This window comes from Streptomyces muensis (genome assembly GCF_021474425.1).
In the GTDB taxonomy this organism is placed as follows: Bacteria; Actinomycetota; Actinomycetes; order Streptomycetales; family Streptomycetaceae; genus Streptomyces; species Streptomyces muensis.
Genome location: NZ_JAKEIP010000010.1, coordinates 50,298 through 67,800 on the forward strand (window position 1 = coordinate 50,298; position 17,503 = coordinate 67,800).

Consider the following 17,503-nt stretch of genomic DNA (forward strand, 5'->3'; position numbering starts at 1 on the left):
ACAAGGACATTCATGAGCACCACGACTGCGTCGGCCCCTCCGGCCCGCCAGATTCTGCCCGCCGAGGAGCGCCACGCCGCTGAACTCGCCTTTCTCGCCGCCCACGACGAGGGCCCGCGCCCGCCGGGCTGGGCGCTGACCCCCCGTGCCGTCGTCACCTTCATCTGCGGCAGCGACGGCAAGGCACTGGAACTGCCGGGACAACGGCTCGTCATCGCCCCCAAGTTCGTCGGGGAACGCGCCCTCGTCGAGCGCTGTGTGGTCACCCTCGCCGGTGAGCGCGGCCTGCTGCTCGTCGGCGAGCCCGGCACCGCCAAGTCCATGCTGTCCGAGCTGCTGTCCGCCGCCGTGTGCGGCACCAGCGCGCTCACCGTGCAGGGCACCGCCGGCACCACCGAGGACGCCTTCCGCTACGGCTGGAACTACGCCCTGCTGCTCGCCCAGGGCCCGACCCGGCAGGCGCTCGTCGACTCCCCGGTCCTCAGCGCCATGCGCACCGGCCGGGTCGCTCGCGTGGAGGAGATCACCCGCTGTCTGCCCGAGGTGCAGGACGCCCTGGTGTCGATCCTGTCCGACCGGCGCGTCAGCGTCCCCGAACTGTCCGGCACGGACGACGCCCAGGTAGCGGCCGCCCCCGGCTTCACGGTCATCGCCACCGCCAACCTCCGCGACCGGGGCGTCTCCGAGATGTCCGCCGCTCTGAAGCGGCGCTTCAACTTCGAGACCGTGCAGCCCATCGCCGACGCAGAGGCCGAGGCTGCGCTGGTTCGGGGCCAGGCGGTCGCCGCCGTGCAGCGGGCGGGCGCGGCTTTCGGGGTGGACGACGCCGTCCTCGACGTCCTCGTCACGGTCTTCCGCGACCTGCGCACCGGCCGCTCCGCCGAGGGCTGGGACGTCGAGCGACCCGGCACAGTGATGTCCACCGCCGAGGCCGTCCAGGTCGCCACGTCCCTCGGGGTCGCCACGGCCTACCTCCCGGCCGGGGACACCCTCGACCTCGTCCCCGGCCACCTCCTCGGCGTGGTCCGCAAGGACGACCCCGCCGACCACGCCCGCCTCCTCGGCTACTGGGACGGACCCGTGCGCCGCCGCGCCGAGGACGGCTCGGCCCTGTGGCGCCGCCTGTGGGACCTGCGGGAGACCCTCCGGTGACGGTCTCCTACGGCACTCAGCGGGAACCCCGGGCCGCCGTCGCCGCCCTCGCGGACTCCGTACGGCCGTACCTCCTCGGCGTACGCCACCACAGCCCCGCGCTCGCCGCCGTCGTGCCCGCCCTGCTGGACGCGTCCGGCGCCGAGGTCGTCTGTGTGGAACTGCCCGCCGACTTCCAGCCCTGGCTCGTCCATCTCGCCGACCCCGGTACGGTCGCGCCCGTCGCCCTCGCCGGAGCACGGGAGGACGGACGCATCGGCTTCTACCCCTTCGCGGACTTCTCCCCGGAGCTGGCCGCCGTCCGCTGGGCGCGTGCGCGCGGCGCCGAAGTCCTGTGCTGCGACCTGCCGTTGACCGACCCCGGCTGGGGTGCCTTCGGGCCCGCCGGGTCCAGGGCCGGGGCCGGGGCCACCCGGACCGTCTTCGCCGACGCCCTCACCGCCGCCGGCACCGGACGCGACGGCGACGACCTGTGGGACCGCGCGGTGGAGGTACTCGCCCCCGGAAGCACCCCGGAGGCGGTACGCCGTGCGGCCCTCGGCGTCGGGTGGGCGTTGCGCCGGGACGCGGAGGCCGCCGGGGGAGTGGCGGCCGTGGATCTGGCACGGGAGGCGTACATGCGGTCCGTGCTGGCGGAGGCCGGCGCGGACGGGCGACGGGTGGCGGCGGTGGTCGGGGCGTTCCATGCCCCGGTGCTGATGGCCGGGGAGGGAACGGTGCCGGTCGGCACCGGTGGGGTTCCGTGCCTCGTCACCGAGAGCGCCTCGCCCGTCGTCACCTCCTTCGTCCCATACGCCTTCGATCTGCTGGACTCGCGTTCCGGCTACCCCGCGGGCATCCGAGATCCCCGCTGGCAGCAGGCGGTGTTCGCCGCCGCCGGGGAACCGGGCCGGGTGCGCGACGCCGCCGCCTACGCGATCACCGACGTGTGCCGTGCGCTGCGGACAGCCGGACACACGGCGGGCACGGGCGAGGCCACCGAAACGCTACGGCTGGCCTGTGACCTGGCCCGACTGCGAGGGCTTCCCGCGCCTGGGCGCGGGGAGTTGCTGGAGGCGCTGACGACCGTACTGGGCCAGGGCGAGCCACTGGGCCGAGGCCGAGCCCTCGCCCGGGCCGTGGAAGGGATCCTCGTCGGCAGCGGCAGCGGCAGCGGCAGCGGCAGCGGCAGCGGCAGCGGCAGCGGCAGCGGCTGGGGCAGGGCTGCCCCCGGCACCCCGCGCTCCGGGCTCGGACCGGCCGTAGAGGCCGAACTCGCCGCACTGCGGCTGCCCGGCCCGGACGACCCCGGACCGCGTGAGATCCGGCTCGACCCGCTCCGCTCCGACCTCGACCGCCGCCGCGAAGTGCTGTTGCAGCGCCTCGCGGTGTGCCACACGCTCTACGGCGAACCCGTCGAGGTGGCCGGCACGGGCGACGGCACCGCGCTCACCACCCGGTGGAAGCTGGCGTGGACCCCGTCGGTTCCCGTACGACTGGACCTGGCCGGCATCCGCGGCGTCACCGCCGCCCAGGCCGCCGAGGGGACCCTGCGCGATGCGTACAGGCACGAGACCGCCGCCACCTGCGCCCATGTCATCGGTGGGCTCTTGGCCTCCGCCCGCTGCGACCTGCCCGGCCTGGTCGCCGACCGACTGGCCGACGCCGCCGAGATGCTGCCCTCGGCCGCCACCCTCCCCGAACTCCTCGAAGCGCTGGACCTGTTGGAGGCGCTGCGACGGGGACACCTGCCCGGCAGCACGCCCGACCGCGACCGGGAAGTGGCCGAACTGGCCGACACCCTGCTGGAAGCAGCGGGCCGTGCCCTGCCCGGACTGGTCGGCAGCGACCGGCCCGAGGACGCCGCCGCCCTGATCGCCCTGTCGGCCCGCGCGGGCGAGCAGCGCCTCGGCCTGCGCTTGGGCAACGCCCTCGACTCCCTGGCACGCACTGGCTCCCCACTGATCCAGGGCGCCGCGCTGGCCGCCCGGGTCCTGCTCGACCTTGACGCCTCCGACTCCCTCGGCACCCGTGTAGCCGGCTGGATCGACACAGCCACAGACCCGGACGGGCGGCGCCGACTGACCCGGCTGCTCACCGGCCTGCTCGGCGCCACCGCGCCCCTCCTGGAATCGGCCCCCGCCGCCCTGGACCCGCTGCTCGACCGCGTCGACGCCCTCGCCGACCAGGACTTCCTGGACCGGCTGCCCGCCCTGCGGGGCGGCTTCGACACCCTCACTCCGGCCGGACGCGACAGGCTCCTCGCCACCGTCACCGAACGCCTCGGCGACCGGATCGACCTGACCCTGATCGCCCCGCCCGAACTCATGGCGATGTGGACGGCGGCGGACGCGGCCGGACTGGCCGAACTAACGGCACTGGGACTCCCCGTGCCGGCCTCCGGCGGGGCGGCACCGGAAGCCCCCGCACCGGTAGCGCGGCCTATGCCCACGTCCCGTCTCACCCCCGCCGACCGCTGGCGCCTGCTTCTCGGCCGGGAGACCGACCGTCTCCCCGACTCCGCCCGCCGTTACGCGCACGCCCTCGACGAGCTGTACGGCTCCGGCCGCGGCGAGGGAGCCGTCGACCTCGGCCAGAGCGGAGGAAGAGGCGGAGGGGGCGGTCAGGAGGCGTCCTTCCCCTCGGCCCGGGAGTGGGCTGAGGAACTCACCGCCCTGTTCGGCGAGGAGATCCGCGAGGAGGTCCTCGCGCAGGCCGCCGAGCACGGCCGTAGAGACGTACTCGCCGAACTGGACCCCGCCGCCGTACGCCCGTCGGTCGAGTTGCTCACCTCTGTCCTCTCCCTCGCCGGCGGCATGCCCGAGCAGCAACTGGCCCGGCTACGGCCGCTCGTCCGCCGCTTGGTCGACGAACTGGCCCGGGAGCTCGCCACCCGCCTGCGTCCGGCCCTGACCGGCCTCGCCACCCCGCGCCCCACCCGCCGCCCCGGCGGACGGCTCGACCTGCCCCGCACCCTGCGCGCCAACCTCGCACACATCCGCCGCTTGGCCGACGGCCGGACGGTCGTCGTCCCCGAGCGGCCTGTGTTCGGCACCCGCTCGCGCCGAGAGGCGGACTGGCGGCTGATCCTCGTGGTCGACGTGTCCGGCTCCATGGAGGCGTCCGTCGTCTGGTCCGCGCTCACCGCGGCCGTCCTCGGCGGAGTCCCCACCCTCTCCACCCACTTCCTCGCCTTCTCCACCGAAGTGATCGACCTGACGGACCGGGTCGACGACCCGCTGTCGCTGCTCCTGGAAGTCCAGGTCGGCGGCGGCACCCACATCGCGGCCGGACTCGCCCACGCCCGCTCCCTGGTGACCGTCCCCAGCCGCACCCTCGTGGCGGTGGTCAGCGACTTCGAGGAGGGCTACCCGCTGGCCGGACTCCTCGGCGAGGTACGCGCCATCGCCGACTCCGGCGTGCACCTGATGGGCTGCGCCGCCCTGGACGACACCGGCACCCCCCGCTACTCCGTGCCGATCGCCCGGCAACTCGTCGCCGCCGGCATGCCCGTCGCCGCCCTCAGCCCCCTCGCCCTCGCCCGCTGGGTGGGCGACCGCCTGCGCGGAGAACCCCGATGATCCCGATGACGCCCCAACTGCCCCCGGCGGCACCCGACGTGGTCGCCGCCGCCGTCGGGGGCCTGACGTCCCGGCTGCGCAAGAAGCTGGACGCCGCGATCGAGTCGTACGCCGCGCTCCCGGTCGGTGACTTCGACGGCGTCCTCCGCATCAGGTGCGGGGAGGACACGGAGGTCAGCCTCACGCCGGGCCCGTCCGGTGTGCTTACCGATGCCGAACAGGCGGTGTGCAGCTGCCTGTTGGCCCCCCGGTGCCTGCACCGCGCAGCAATCCTGAGCGCATGCCCGGTGCCGGGGCCGTCCACCGCCGTCACGGCCCCGGAGAGCACGGAGGACGAGAGCGAGCCGCCCCGCGCGGAGGCCGCCGTGGCCGTCACTCCCGCCCAGATAAGGGCCGCAGCCGGGCTCAGGACAGCCGCAGCCGCCGTACTCGCGGAGGGAGTTCCCGCCGCCGGAGCCGTGTCACAGGCGGAACTGCTGCGAGCCGCGCACGCCGCCCGGCTGGCCGGACTGCACCGCGCGGAGGCGGCGGCGCTGCGTGTCGTACGGGGCCTGCGCGCCGCCCGCGCCCGCGAGGACGGTCACCGCCTCGCAGACCTGGTCACGGCCCTGCGCGAACTCCTCCTGACCACACACCGGTTGACCGCGGCCGACCCCGACCCGGCGCTCGTCGGCACGGCTCGCCGCAGCTACCGCCCCGGCGGTGCGCTGAAGGTCTTCGGTGTCTGCCGGGAGCCGGTGATCAGCGCCACCGGCTACGGCGGTGTCGTCACCCACCTGGTCGCCGAGGACGGCCGCTGGTTCTCAGTCGCCGACGTCAAGCCCGGCGGACCCGCCCGCGCCAGGGCCGCCGCCAAGGCACCGGTCGCGCTCGGCTCCGGCGCCCTCGACCACGCCCGGCTCGCCCGCGGCGGCCTGCTGATCTCCGGCGCCACGATCTCCCCGGAGGGCCGGCTCGGCTCCGGCAAAGGCGTCCGGGCCACACCCGTCGCCGGACTGCCCTGGACGTCCGGTCCGCCGGGCGCCCTCTTCGGCCGTCCACTGCGTGAGGTCGTAGCGGCCCGCCTCGCCACGGTGGCCGAGGCGTCGGACGACGCGGCCCGCGCGCCGATCGGCTGCGACCTCGTCATAGTGGGCGCCGCAGGAGACCGCCTGCTGGCCCGCGAACTGCTGCCGGGTGCACCGGAAGACGGCCCGCTGATCCACCTCCTGCCCGCCAACAGCCACCCCGACCTCGCCCACACCGCCAACTTCGCCCAACTCGCCGCCCGCCCGGGCATCCGCATCCGGGTCATCGGCCGCCTGGACCCCGACCGCGCGGCCACCCTCCGCCCCCTGGCCGTCGGCCCGGTACCGGACACCGAGGCCACACTGCGCCTGCCGACGGACTGGCTGGACCGTGCCGACCTGGGCTACGACCGCCTCCGGGGCGTGCACTTCCCGCCACCCGACGCGCTCCCACCCGTACCGGAGCCGGCTCACGACCAGGCGGACCCTCTTGCCGACTCCCTCCTGTGGCGGATGCGCCGCCTGGTCGAACTCGCCGTCGCCGGAGGCCGCCGCGCGGTGGCCGAACCGGCCCGGGACGGCGACCGGCAGGGCAGCGCGGCCGCACTGCGCCGCGGTGGACTGGCCACCATGGCCGACCTGGCCACCGCCCTTACCACCGAGGCCGACCGCCGCACCCGTGACACCTTCGGCCGCCTGAGCGCCCCCGACGCCGACCGCTACGCCCTGGCCTGGCTGAGCGCGGCGATCCATCTCGCGGGTGCCGAGCGGGCGTTGGTGCGGGCGACATGGTGAAGCCCGCGACCTCGTGCACGGTCGGCCGTGGCATGTCGAGGTGTGGTCGGTTGAGGTGGCGGGTGAGGGCCCGGCAGTTCCTGAGGTGCGCGATGCCGTGCCCGACGCGGATGCGGCGTGAGGAGCGCGCCTTGCCTCGCATCCTCTCGCCAGTTGGCCGTCATCTGCCCGGGGAGAGGAGGCTCTCCAGCGTCCGTGGCAGGGGGTACACGCGCTCTGCGGGGAGTAGCCGCTGCGCTTTGGCGGCGTGCCCGGTCTGTGTCAGTGTCGCGGCCTTGCGCACCTGGGGGGTGAGGTCGGTGAGGCTGACAATCCAGTCATCGGTGAACGTGCGGATCAGATTGCGGCCGATGCCGACCTGGATGCTGTAGTGGTTCAGTGCCGCTCCGCGCAGCGAGCGTTCCGGGTCCCACTGGACATGTACGGCTGCCTGGGCCACAGCTGCCGGATCCGCGGTCGTGAGCACGGCCTGGGACAGTGCTTCCTCCCAGCCTTCCCGGGTTATCCGCACTGAGAGAACGCGCTCTTGACCGGGTTTGCGGGCCCAGTTGCTGCGATGCATGAGCCATAGGAATGAGGGCTTGATCCACGTCATCCTGTGAAAGGAGAACGGTGCAACGAAGCGGCCCGCGCGCAATGCTGCGTCAGCTATGGCAGGCGCGTATGCTTGATATATCACGATCGTGTCCGCGTCGTAGTCCGCGCGAATCTGGTACTGGGGTGCCATGCGTCGCATCCTGCCATCCGTGCCACTCGCATTGCGAACCATTTTCCTCAGCCCCGGGCCGTTTCGTACGTGCCGATTCAGTAGTCAGGCGAATCGCTGAGAAGTCGGTGGACTGTGGATTTGCAGCGTGTCGGGGCAGCTGGTGAATTCATCGGTGAAATTACGTAATCGGCTACGTAAATCGTGCGGTGGGGAAATCGGGTCGGCGGTGGCGTGTCGGTGGGACGCGGGCAGCCTCGGCGGCGGCTGGGCCGGTCAATTCGGTGTGTGTGCGTGCGTTGACCATGGCCCGTCTGCTCGTCGCGTTCCGGAAGGACTTCGGTGACGATGAGGATGCTGCGGAGGTGTTCGACGACCTTGCCTTCGGGGAGTTCGTCCAGGACGCGTGGGTGAGCGGGCGGCGGCCCGAGTCGGCCACGGTACGCCGCGTTGGTCGTCGCCGAACAGCCCGTACGGCGCTGCTCTCCGGGGGGCGTGCGATCAGAGCCGTACGGGCCGAATCGATCATGCGCTCCGGTCGGGACGCGAGCATTGGGGGAACCCCCACATGTGCCGGTGACGTTCGGCGCCACTCGTGCGAGGACAGAGGCCGGCGGCGGCGTCCGGCCGGTGATACGTATCCCGGTTACGTGGTTCTCCGGATGTGTCGGTGATGCCGGGGGGCTTGACTCGGCGTACGCCGGAAAGATCGGCCTGCCTGCTCCGGAGGACGACGCCCATGCTTCGAGGAGCCGAAGGGTGCCAAGGCAGTGGGGGGCGCTGACGCATGGCCTGGGCCGCTGAACGGCCCCTTACGCCGGGTGCGGCGCCCTTCCCCGGGGGCCCGCACCCCCTTGCCGGGTGCGGCAACCACCCCCGGGATGCCGCACCCGGTCCGAGCCGGGCACCTTCCCCAACAGCACTGAACCGACACGGACATCAATGAACCCCACCACGGCGGCGGCAGCCCCACCGGTACGGCAATCTCGCCCACCGGGCAGCACCAGGCCACCCAGCCTGTCTTTCTCTCGCCCCACGACGGGGCCGTCCGACCCGCTCCCCGGCTCTCCGCCGTGGCGATGGCGCCGCCCGGTCGAGTTCACCGTAGCCGGAGTCCGCCAGGCGATCGCCGAACCCGCGCGAGGCGACGACAGGCGGAGCAGGCCGGTCGTGCGGCGTCGCAGCGGGTCCGGCGGCGTCAAGGCGGATCCGGCTGGTTGGCTCCGTCCGCAGTCCGGCGACGTTGGCCGCCCGGATCGTACGCGCCGCTACCGAGGACCGGGGTGTTCCAGCACCGCGGGATCCACGAAGGCCCCGTCCCGGGGTGTGTCCGTGCGGAAGTCACGTCCCGACTCCCAGTCCCAGGACTCCTCCTCTTCGCCCAGCCGCTCGATCATGTCGAAGAACCGGCTCTCGACCGGCCGCAGACCGGCCACCGTGTTCGTCAGGTCCCGCTCGGAGACGAACCGTGCCTCGCCCTTGCCGACCGACAGCACCGCGAGCCACCCTGTGTCGTCGGCGTCCCAGAGGTTGCCGCCGGTCTCGGCCCAGAACAACACGGTGTCCTCGTCGGTCTCTGACTTGAACTCGCCGGCGCCGGCGAACATGAGCAAGGCGGTGTGGACGTTCCACTGTTTATAGCCGAAGTGGAACAGATAGGCTTCCAGCGCCCCCTCGCGATACAACACGAGGCAGCCGTCCTGGGATGCACTGAAACAGGCCTTCTCGATCGCCTGGGAGAAGAATTCCCGGGGCGTGATTCCCCCGTCCACGGAATCCCATTCCCGGTCCGCACGCTCACCGTTCCAACACCACCCGTCGAACATTTCGGCCGGGTTGGCGATCCTGCTCACATCCGGTATCGGCGTGCTCAGCCACGCCTCGAAACCATCCCTTGACATAGGAATTCTGGCAGCCACGAGAAAAGTATCCGACACGACTTCCCCCACCTTTCTTCTTCACTTACTCGGAGGCGCAGTGCAGCACATTAAATACTCCACCGTCGCAGAACTCAACCTCCTCAAAGATTTCCAGGACCGGGTAGGTTACGAGAATTTCGCCCAGGGGTTCGGTCTGACCGAATTCGGGGACACCTCCGGCCTGTCGGCCTGGTCTGAGGATCCGGAATTCACCGGCCGTCTCATCCCCTTCGCCCAGGCCACCGGCGGCGGTTCCTTCTACGCACTGTGGCGCCTCGACGACCGGGAGGACTTGGCGACCCTGCCGGTGGTCGTCTTCGGGGACGAGGGCGGGGAGCACGTCGTGGCCCGCAACGTGCGGGAGCTGTTCCAACTCCTCGGCTTCGACGAGGAGATCAGCGTCGAGCACGAGAGGGCCTACTTCTACCGCGACGGGGACGAGCCGCACACCGACTGCCACGACGCGTACGTGGCCTGGCTCGACCAGCACTTCGGGCTGCCCGTGGCGCAGGACACCGACGCCGTGCTCGCGATGGCGCAGGCGGAGTTCGGCGGGCGGTTCGCGGACTGGATCCGCCCCTTCCTCCCCTGACCGACCCACCCATGACGAACGAACAGAGTCAGAAACAGAAGGTGAGTCCCATGCACGGAGCGCCGTTGACCAAGCAGGTCATCGAGGTGGTGCGGCGTGATCCGACGGCCAGCGCGCTGCCGTATCGTGAACGTGCCCTGGGTCGAGGGCGGGATCCCCCGGCCGATGCCCGAAGACGTACTCGCTGAGTTCGTGTTCCCGTCCGGTCGCCCGCTGTCGCCGAGCCTGCGCGCCTGGCTGGCGTACGACACCAGCCTGCTTGAGCGCCACCAGTGGTTCACCCCGGACGGAGGGTTCGCGCCACGGCCGCTGGACCAGGTGGTCTCGGACGAGGTGGGCGACTTCTGGGGCACGGAGTTCTCCTGGCTGACTGGGCACTTTCCCGAGAGCTTCCTCCTCCCCGGCGGCTCGGACTCCCGACGCATCCTGGCCGTGACCGAGCCGGACGAGGAGGGCGAGTAGCCGGTGTTCGCCCTCGACCTGGACGACATGCCGTATCTGGGACTCATGTACCCGGGCTTCGACGTCCACCTGGCCGACACGGCGGGTCTGCTGGACCTGGGCAAACGGCAGACCTACACGGACCTGATCGACCACGGGACCTACGGCCCCCGGATGCGCCGGCACGCCGCCCAGTGCTTCGCGGGGGAGACCGGCGTGGAGTACCCCTTCGAATTCACACCGCTGTTCGCGCAGCTGTACCCCGAGAAGTCCCTGTGCAGCCCCCGGCACGGGAACACGTCAGGCTGACCCTTTCACGACTGCCGGACGGTCCTGTGCTCCCGAGTTCCGGATGCTCGACAGACTCGCGGTTATGCGCAACCTGGCGGGGGCGAACGGCGACTCGCCTCGGACCGCCGCCCTCCTGGCCCACACCCAGGTCGAGATCGCCCTCGGCACCAGCCACGGCTTCCGGTCCGAAGGCCCGGCGCTCGTCACTCACCTCATCCCCGGCAGGGAGCCTGCGAGCGACGTTGGCTCCTGGACCAGGGGTCACCATGGGCACGTGGTGCACCCAAGCGGGGCAGAGGACTGAATTCCGGCTTCTCACTGCTCCGGTGAGCCGAGGCCGGAGTCCTCATCCCAGGCGTGAGTGCGATCCGCCCCGGCCAGACCAAGTGGGAGTGGTCGGGTCCTGGTGCCGAACTCAGGGCGGACTGGCCGCCCCGCCCTCAGGGGAAGCGGATCGCGCAGCCTGGCCACATGTCGCCGGTATGCCCGGCCCTCGGCCGAGGTGCGCTCGACTGCGGCAAGGCGGTCAGGGAACATCACTCCTCCCGCATGCAGTTGGGCGTTCGTCCCGAACTGGTTCCCGTGTAGGCGGCCGGTTACCAGTCGGCTCCGGCTCCAGGGAATCGGCTTGGACCGGCCGGCCACCACCGGGCCGCGGTTGACCTGGAACCAGACCTCGCGGTGGTTGCCGAACAGCACGACACTCTCGCGGAGATCACGCACGTCGGTGTACACATCGAAGTCCCAGTCACCCGGAGCTCCCCCCGAGGCGTAGTGCGCACGAAAGTGGTGCATGAACCGGGGCAGGCCGACAGCGGCGCCGAACGGAATCACCGCGTCGGCATAGGGCTCACCGGCGATGAAGTGGATCCGGAACTCCAAGCCGTACAGGCGCCCGCGAACCTTCTTCTTGATGCAAAGTGAGAACGTGTCCGCATCGTCAGAGCTCCAGCGGTCCACGGCACGGACACGCTGACTCAGGTGCTCGTACGACAGCGTCTCCCGACCAACCAGCAGGCCGGGGATCCGTTCGACCGAGCCATGCAGCAGATAGAGGCACATCAGGTCCACCGGATGCGTGTCGTGTGCCAGCCGCGTAAAGAATCCATCCGAAAAACTGTCCCGCAACGGTGTCTCCAGCTGTGCCGCCCTCCGCAACGTCGTGGGCATGGGAGAGCTTACGTCCTTACTGATCAACGAAACAGTCAGTAACGGGCGTGTGCCCGCTCGACGGCTTCCGGGCACGCCTCCGCCGACGTCCGTTGAGATGTCCTCGACCCGTACACGATCTAAAGCTCCCACCACCAGGCTTCGAGGTCGTGGTGATCGGCGAACTCCACGGGAACCGCGTAGGGCGACCCTTGTGCGACGGGTAGGGCGTCGGTGCGTCGGACGATGGTGCGCAGGTCCTGCACGGCGGGCATCTCGGCGAGTTCGGAGACATCGAAGGAGCATCCCGCGGGGCCGCCGAGAAGGGTCTCGCAGCCGAACCCGTACCAGAGTCCGATGAGTTCGCGGTCCTGCTCCTTCTCAGCGGTGACGGCTACCTCACGGACGACTTCGATCAACCGAGTGCGGTGGGGCGGAGCGGCGTCGGAGCCGTGAAGTTCGCCGACGGCCGCCATGCGCCGCCAGAGTTCGGTGCCGGCGTCGCAGTAGAGGAACGGCGGTTCGACGTAGCCGTCTTCGAGCCAGGACCCGTGGCCATCGAAGTCGGGGGCGTCCTCGTCGAACGTACGCAACGCGGTGAACTCCGTCAGCGCGTCGAAGTACGGGGACCGCTCGGCGTAGTCGGGGTGCAGGGAGACCGGGAAGCGGTACGTGTACCTGCGACGCAGCAGGATATCCATGACGCGGAAGTGCGTGAATGAGCAGTCGAACCCGCTCTGGAAGCGGTACAGCGCCGAGTACCAGTCCCGGGCACGGGGGTCGCCCGCCTCGGCATGACCGTCCAGGATGCGAATCGAGTCCGCGACCAGGTCCTCGATCAGATGATCGGACATCGGGTTCTCCCTCCTCAAGGCGGCGACAGCGCAGGCCTCGCCGGTGCAGCCGACACCACGACACGGTCGACGACCGCTCGCCACGAGAGCGGCGGAAGCTCATACGCGCCGTGGGTCAGGGACAGACATCCACACGTCCGACGCCTGGGCACCTCCCGGGCAACTCGCCTTCCGATCTGCCTCGATACGGATGGAATATATAAGCGCCGGTACATGCGCCACAGGGGCTCTCGGCCACCCAGACCGGGAAATTCAGTAGTGGATTGCGTAGTTCGACTGAACCACCGTCCGGCCGTGGTATTCGAACCTCTGTGTGGCTGCTGTGCGGCTACCCTACGGGAATGTCGTACGAGCTCAACGCCGTCATTGGAAGATTCGACCTGCTATGGAGCCAGACTGCCGGGATTCGGGAAACGGCCGTCGCCCCGCTCCGACAGGGAATGGGGCTGGTGCCTGTCACCACACAGCTCCTCGAGGAGCTGACTGGGCTTACCGATCAGGATGGCGCCGGGCCCGGTCAACCATTCACGGTAACGTCGCCGGCATTCGAGCAGACCTTGAACTACTGGTCCCGGGGCGGGCCGATCGCCTACGTGGAGGCAGACTTCCACGGAGGGGACGGATACCAGACCGCTGCCGTATGGCGTACCGGCGCGAATGTGTGGGGTCCGGCCCATACCTGGGACTTCACCGGTCCACGGGAAGACTGGCCGATCAATGCTGCTCTCGCCCTGCTCGATGTCGTTCTGAGCAGCTCCGAGCGGGCGAGCTACCACGACCTGTTCCTGGAGGTGGGGCTTGGCTGGGAACAGGACATGGACGGCTGGCAGTCGGCCGGCCGAACTGCTCGATGGGCGGCGACCTACGACGAGTGGCATCAGGAGCACCTGGCGGAGCAGGAGAGAACAGCGCGTGCCGCCGCGGAGATCGAGAAATACAGGAGGCTTCTCGACGTCCCGGTGGCTCTGGACGGTAAGGCGATCATGAAGCTGCTCGGCCTACCTCCAGGCCCACTGATCGGTGCGGCCACTCGCTATCTACAAGATCTGCATCTCGAACGCGGCCCGCTGTCACGGGAAGAGGCCGTAACCCGGCTGAGGACCTGGGCCGCGGAGCAAGACACAGGATGCCGAGGCCGGTGATCGGTCAAGTTCCCGTTCGAGGCCGCCCGGCACGCCGCCTTCGACGCTGTCTCGATCACCCCAACGAATGCGCGGGGCCGGGCCACCGACGTCGTGTCGGAGGAGCTGGCCTGAGTCGTGCCCACGGCGGCCCGTTCGCTGCTGAAGCGCCACCTCACAACTCAGTCATGCGGTCTGCTCTTTGCGCTCACGGAAGACCATCCTTGTCGGCAATCTTGTCTGTGGCTCCTGACCAGGGGGCGCCGTCGTTCATGGCTCAGCGTGTGTCGACCACGACCGGCCGGATCAGCTTGACGGGTTCGTTCCCCAGCTCCTCCCGGAATCCGCCGGCGTCACGGGTGACGTACGGTCCCATGAGCCGTGTGTAGGCGGTGCTGGCCAGGTACCACCGGCCGCCGACCAGCGCCAGGCGGTAGTACGGATCCTGGGGGTCGACATCGACGAGGGATGGATCGACGCCGCACAAGACATCCACGTCGAATCGTTCTGCGATGTGCTCCGCGAGGCGCAGATCAGGGTTTGGCCCGAGGTCACACTCGTACACATGCACGACAAGACCGAGTGGCCATGCCGGATCATCGGTGGGCTCCAGACTTGCCCATAGGCTTCCTGTGTTGTCCGGAACATCGGCTCCGGGGGGTTGCACCACCAAATGCAGGCCAGGCGGGATCAATTCCATGAATGTGGCAGCCACTTCGGCAACGGAGAACGCCCGTGACAAGGTAATGCTGAACATGATCGTCATCCAATCATGCCTGATGCGGCACCAGGGCGTGCATCGAAAGTGGATCAGTAGGGTGGGGTCGCGATGGGTGTCGCGCCGTTGTTGGGGAGGTCGCCATGTTGTTCGGGTCGCGGACCGGATTCGGTTTGGAGTTCCACGTCGAACAGGACCCTTATTTGCTGTGCGTCGATGTCTTCGTCGGCGGGCTCCATGTGAACGCAAGGGACAACGCGTTCTATCCGTCGTTGCTGGTCAAGAAGCTCAAGGAAGAGACCGGTCGCTTCCACGTACCGACTGCGCCGCCGGAGGGGTTCACCTCGCCGTCGGAGTCCTTTCGCATCGCCGAGAGCTGGATGTACGGCGACGTCGGTACCGGGACTTCACTTGGGACTGAGGAGGCACTCGCGCGGTGTGAATTCCTGGAGTGGGGAGAGTGCACCGACGAGGTGACGGCTATCGCGTTCCCCGATGGGGACCGGGTGCACCTTGCCTGTCGGGTACGCGAGGGAGGCGGCCCCGCCTGGGACACCGAGCCGACGGTGGTGTCGGTGAGCCGGACGGTGCTCGTCGAGACGCTGGAGCGCGGCCTCGTCATCGCCGAACGCGAGTGGTCTGCCCGGCTCGCCGCCAGTCTCAAGGCCCGCACTGACCCATGCGACGGAGGGGACGTATCCAGCGTGGCTTCTCCGTAGACGTGCATCGAATGGGTGGTGAATCGCTCGTAAATGGGCGCTATAAGTGGCTGTGACAACCCGCAGTGAGGGACCCTCAGGCGTGATAAGTGAACCCGCCTAGGTGGTGCAGAGCGGTGCCGTGCGGGTTGGTGACCACGTTGGGAGCGAAGACGCAGATCGCGGCGTCAGCCAGCTCGGTCGACTCCACTTGTGGCAGCCACTGGTCGGCGTACGACGCCCCTCGAAGGAGTATCTCGGGGACAACCGGCGTGAGGTGACCGTCGTCCTGGGCGTGGATGGCTTCGACGCACATCGGTTCGAGCTCGATAATTCCGGTGTCTCCCATAAAGACGGATGGTTTTGCGTCCCCGTTCTCCGGCCACCCCGCATCGACGTAGTTCCGGATCTCTTCGAGCGAGGAGAACCGGCCCCGCGAGAGGAAAACATGCACCACGTTGGCTTCAGTCACTCGATGATTGTCGCCCAACACTGAACCCGCCCGCGACCGCCACGAGACACCGTTCTCACATCGGACTCCCGTCAACGGGTCACTGTGCTCACTTCTGAAACACGCCCTAAAGGCTGTTGCAGAAGGCTGTGATCTGGGCATTTCCCTTGTATGCGTGGGGTGTTGAGGGCTGAGCCGGTCTGGGTGGAGACGTTTACCGGTCTGCGGATGCGGCAGTTCGAGGGTTTGTTGCGGGTGGTGCGGGAGCGTGGTGGCAATGGGCCTGGTGGCGGTCGTCCATGGGCACTGCCTTTGTCGGACCGGGTGCTGCTGGTAGCTGTGTACTACCGGACGAACCTCACGATGCGGCAGCTGGCTCCGCTGTTCGGGATTTCATCGGCGACCGTGTGCCGGGTCATCCAGCGGCTGGGCCCCCTGCTCACGCTGGAACCGGCCGCCCGCCCCGCCGATGCCGCAGAACGGTTGTGGATCGTGGACGGCACCTTGATTCCGGTCCGGGACCGCACCGTTGCCGCGTCCTCACGCAACTACCGGTTCTCGGCGAACGTGCAGGTCATCATCGATGCCGATACCCGTCTGGTGGTGGCCACCGCCCGTCCGGCTCCAGGCAACAAGGCCGATGCCCAGGTCTGGCGGAACTCCGGCCTCGCCCAGCACTGCGAAGGAGTCACCGTGCTGGGCGACGGCGCCTACTTCAACACCGGCCTCGTCGTCCCGCACCGCAAACGCCAGCGCCGGCCCCTCCTGCCCGGTGAAGAGGCCGACAACGCCGAGCATCGCCGGGTCCGTGCGCGCGTCGAGCACACCTTCGCCCGCATGAAGAACTACAAGATCCTCCGCGACTGCCGTCAGCGCGGCAATGGACTCCATCACGCCGTCCGAGCCGTCGCCCACATGCACAACCTGGCTCTGGCGACATGATCAGAACCAGCATCGAACACACTCTGGCCTGCCCAAACACGGCCTTCTGCAACAGCCTTTAAAGGGTGTTGCACAAGGCCGTGATCAGGCGGCCTGAGCGGGGTTGTGGGCGTGTGTGGTCATGCGGCGAGGGCGAGGTTGTGCATGCGGGCGACGGCTTGTACGGCGTGGTGGAGGCCGTCGCCGCGCTGCCGGCAGTCGCGGAGGATCTTGTAGTTCTTCATCCGTCCGATCACGTGCTCCACGCGGGCGCGGACCTTGCGGTGGGCAGCGTTGTCCTCTTCTTCGCCCTTGAGCAGTGGGCGTCCGGGGCGTTTGCGGTGCGGGACGATCAGGCCGGTGTTGAGGTAGGCCCCGTCACCGAGCACCGTCACATCCTCGCAGTGCGCTGCCAGCCCGGAGTGCCGCCAGGCGTGCGCGTCCGCGGTGGTGCCCGGCAGCGGACGGGCCGCGGCCACCACGAGCCGGGTGTCCGCGTCCACGATGACCTGCACATTCGCCGAGAACCGGTAGTTACGCGAGGACGCGCCCACCCTCCGGTCGCGGACCGGGACCAGCGTGCCGTCCACGATCCACAGCCGGTCTGCGGCATCGGCCGGCCGGGAGAGGGGTTCGAGCGCGAGCAGCGGTCCCAGCCGCTGGATGACCCGGCCCACCGTGGACGAGGAGACGCCGAACAGCGGGCCCAGCTGCCGCATAGTCAGGTTGGTGCGGTAGTATACCGCGACCATCAGTACTCGCTCGGCCAGCGGCAACGACCACGGCCGACCCCGGAGGGTGCCGTTGCCGCCCCGCTCCCGGACCACCTTCAACAGACCCGAAAACTGCGTCACTCGCAGCCCGGTGAACGTCTCCACCCACACCCGCTCAGCCCTCAACACCCCGGCCATACAAAGAAGATGCCCAGCTCACGGCCTTGTGCAACACCCTTTAGGGGCTCGCAGAGAATCAACATGCTGATTTGATCTGCTGGGAGCTGCTGTTCGCGAGGAACGCGGTGACGTCGGCGGGCGTGTGGAACCTGGCTGTCGAGGGTGGGATGGTGTGGCCGTGCTCGGCCAGGAGGGGCTGGACTTGGTGAACGGCCCTGGTGAGGGTGCTGCCGTT

Annotated in this window: 16 protein-coding genes; 9 read left to right on the top strand and 7 right to left on the bottom strand. The window is 69.6% G+C overall.

The window, feature by feature from the left end; all coding sequences use genetic code 11:
• Positions 1-12: 12 nt before the first annotated feature.
• The 3 genes from L0P92_RS04965 to L0P92_RS04975 are packed head-to-tail and all read left to right on the top strand — an operon-like array spanning position 13 to position 6,514.
• The gene (locus L0P92_RS04965) at positions 13-1,152 is read left to right on the top strand and encodes an ATP-binding protein (RefSeq protein WP_234761263.1); all 1,140 of its coding nucleotides are present in this window, start codon (positions 13-15) and stop codon (positions 1,150-1,152) included.
• The gene (locus L0P92_RS04970; RefSeq protein WP_234761264.1) at positions 1,149-4,712 is read left to right on the top strand and encodes a vWA domain-containing protein; all 3,564 of its coding nucleotides are present in this window, start codon (positions 1,149-1,151) and stop codon (positions 4,710-4,712) included. The genes L0P92_RS04965 and L0P92_RS04970 overlap by 4 nt, the downstream gene beginning before the upstream one ends.
• 5 nt (positions 4,713-4,717) lie before the next feature.
• On the top strand, positions 4,718-6,514 hold the full coding sequence (locus L0P92_RS04975; RefSeq protein WP_234761278.1) for an SWIM zinc finger family protein: 1,797 nt from the start codon (positions 4,718-4,720) through the stop codon (positions 6,512-6,514).
• A gap of 160 nt (positions 6,515-6,674) precedes the next feature.
• Here the strand turns inward: L0P92_RS04975 and L0P92_RS04980 are convergent, their stop codons facing one another.
• Both L0P92_RS04980 and L0P92_RS04985 read right to left on the bottom strand, forming a co-directional pair.
• Positions 6,675-7,241 (bottom strand): DUF4291 domain-containing protein, encoded by a 567-nt coding sequence (locus L0P92_RS04980; RefSeq protein ID WP_234761265.1) that lies wholly within the window; start codon positions 7,239-7,241, stop codon positions 6,675-6,677.
• A gap of 1,247 nt (positions 7,242-8,488) precedes the next feature.
• Positions 8,489-9,169, bottom strand: coding sequence for a hypothetical protein (locus L0P92_RS04985; RefSeq protein WP_234761266.1), 681 nt, complete (start codon positions 9,167-9,169; stop codon positions 8,489-8,491).
• A 28-nt stretch (positions 9,170-9,197) separates the two neighbouring features.
• Here L0P92_RS04985 and L0P92_RS04990 point away from each other — a divergent pair, with 28 nt between their 5' ends.
• The 3 genes from L0P92_RS04990 (at position 9,198) to L0P92_RS05000 (ending at position 10,481) form a co-directional block, all read left to right on the top strand.
• Positions 9,198-9,731, top strand: coding sequence for a hypothetical protein (locus tag L0P92_RS04990; RefSeq protein WP_234761267.1), 534 nt, complete (start codon positions 9,198-9,200; stop codon positions 9,729-9,731).
• A 96-nt stretch (positions 9,732-9,827) separates the two neighbouring features.
• On the top strand, positions 9,828-10,193 hold the full coding sequence (locus L0P92_RS04995) for a hypothetical protein (RefSeq protein ID WP_234761268.1): 366 nt from the start codon (positions 9,828-9,830) through the stop codon (positions 10,191-10,193).
• A gap of 3 nt (positions 10,194-10,196) precedes the next feature.
• Complete coding sequence (locus tag L0P92_RS05000) at positions 10,197-10,481, top strand: hypothetical protein (RefSeq protein WP_234761269.1); 285 nt, start codon at positions 10,197-10,199, stop codon at positions 10,479-10,481.
• 297 nt (positions 10,482-10,778) lie between these two features.
• Here the strand turns inward: L0P92_RS05000 and L0P92_RS05005 are convergent, their stop codons facing one another.
• Complete coding sequence (locus L0P92_RS05005) at positions 10,779-11,633, bottom strand: hypothetical protein (RefSeq protein ID WP_234761270.1); 855 nt, start codon at positions 11,631-11,633, stop codon at positions 10,779-10,781.
• A gap of 119 nt (positions 11,634-11,752) precedes the next feature.
• Positions 11,753-12,466 (bottom strand): hypothetical protein, encoded by a 714-nt coding sequence (locus L0P92_RS05010; RefSeq protein WP_234761271.1) that lies wholly within the window; start codon positions 12,464-12,466, stop codon positions 11,753-11,755.
• A gap of 341 nt (positions 12,467-12,807) precedes the next feature.
• Here L0P92_RS05010 and L0P92_RS05015 point away from each other — a divergent pair, with 341 nt between their 5' ends.
• Positions 12,808-13,608: a hypothetical protein gene (locus L0P92_RS05015; protein ID WP_234761272.1), complete on the top strand. Its 801-nt coding sequence runs from the start codon at positions 12,808-12,810 to the stop codon at positions 13,606-13,608.
• A gap of 256 nt (positions 13,609-13,864) precedes the next feature.
• On the opposite strand, the gene L0P92_RS05020 is transcribed toward L0P92_RS05015, so the two are convergent.
• A complete protein-coding gene (locus L0P92_RS05020) occupies positions 13,865-14,353 on the bottom strand; it encodes a hypothetical protein (RefSeq protein WP_234761273.1) in 489 nt (162 codons plus the stop codon).
• A 95-nt stretch (positions 14,354-14,448) separates the two neighbouring features.
• Between L0P92_RS05020 and L0P92_RS05025 the strand changes: the two genes are divergently transcribed.
• A complete protein-coding gene (locus L0P92_RS05025) occupies positions 14,449-15,024 on the top strand; it encodes a hypothetical protein (RefSeq protein WP_234761274.1) in 576 nt (191 codons plus the stop codon).
• Positions 15,025-15,100: 76 nt separating this feature from the next.
• Here L0P92_RS05025 and L0P92_RS05030 read toward each other — a convergent pair whose 3' ends face one another.
• A complete protein-coding gene (locus L0P92_RS05030) occupies positions 15,101-15,475 on the bottom strand; it encodes an immunity 22 family protein (RefSeq protein WP_234761275.1) in 375 nt (124 codons plus the stop codon).
• A gap of 150 nt (positions 15,476-15,625) precedes the next feature.
• On the opposite strand from L0P92_RS05030, the gene L0P92_RS05035 reads away from it, so the two are divergent.
• On the top strand, positions 15,626-16,396 hold the full coding sequence (locus L0P92_RS05035) for a transposase family protein (protein WP_234761276.1): 771 nt from the start codon (positions 15,626-15,628) through the stop codon (positions 16,394-16,396).
• A 119-nt stretch (positions 16,397-16,515) separates the two neighbouring features.
• On the opposite strand, the gene L0P92_RS05040 is transcribed toward L0P92_RS05035, so the two are convergent.
• Positions 16,516-17,286 (bottom strand): transposase family protein, encoded by a 771-nt coding sequence (locus L0P92_RS05040; RefSeq protein WP_234761277.1) that lies wholly within the window; start codon positions 17,284-17,286, stop codon positions 16,516-16,518.
• Positions 17,287-17,503: the final 217 nt, after the last annotated feature.

What these genes read in the sequence shown, in the direction of transcription:
- L0P92_RS05040 (WP_234761277.1), bottom strand. Translation starts at nt 17,286, where the DNA reads ATGGCCGGGGTGTTGAGGGCTGAGCGGGTGTGGGTGGAGACGTTCACC.
- L0P92_RS05010 (WP_234761271.1), bottom strand. Translation starts at nt 12,466, where the DNA reads ATGTCCGATCATCTGATCGAGGACCTGGTCGCGGACTCGATTCGCATC.
- L0P92_RS04965 (WP_234761263.1), top strand. Translation starts at nt 13, where the DNA reads ATGAGCACCACGACTGCGTCGGCCCCTCCGGCCCGCCAGATTCTGCCC.
- L0P92_RS05005 (WP_234761270.1), bottom strand. Translation starts at nt 11,633, where the DNA reads ATGCCCACGACGTTGCGGAGGGCGGCACAGCTGGAGACACCGTTGCGG.
- L0P92_RS05035 (WP_234761276.1), top strand. Translation starts at nt 15,626, where the DNA reads ATGCGTGGGGTGTTGAGGGCTGAGCCGGTCTGGGTGGAGACGTTTACC.
- L0P92_RS05015 (WP_234761272.1), top strand. Translation starts at nt 12,808, where the DNA reads ATGTCGTACGAGCTCAACGCCGTCATTGGAAGATTCGACCTGCTATGG.
- L0P92_RS05020 (WP_234761273.1), bottom strand. Translation starts at nt 14,353, where the DNA reads ATGACGATCATGTTCAGCATTACCTTGTCACGGGCGTTCTCCGTTGCC.
- L0P92_RS04980 (WP_234761265.1), bottom strand. Translation starts at nt 7,241, where the DNA reads ATGGCACCCCAGTACCAGATTCGCGCGGACTACGACGCGGACACGATC.
- L0P92_RS04975 (WP_234761278.1), top strand. Translation starts at nt 4,718, where the DNA reads ATGACGCCCCAACTGCCCCCGGCGGCACCCGACGTGGTCGCCGCCGCC.
- L0P92_RS05025 (WP_234761274.1), top strand. Translation starts at nt 14,449, where the DNA reads ATGTTGTTCGGGTCGCGGACCGGATTCGGTTTGGAGTTCCACGTCGAA.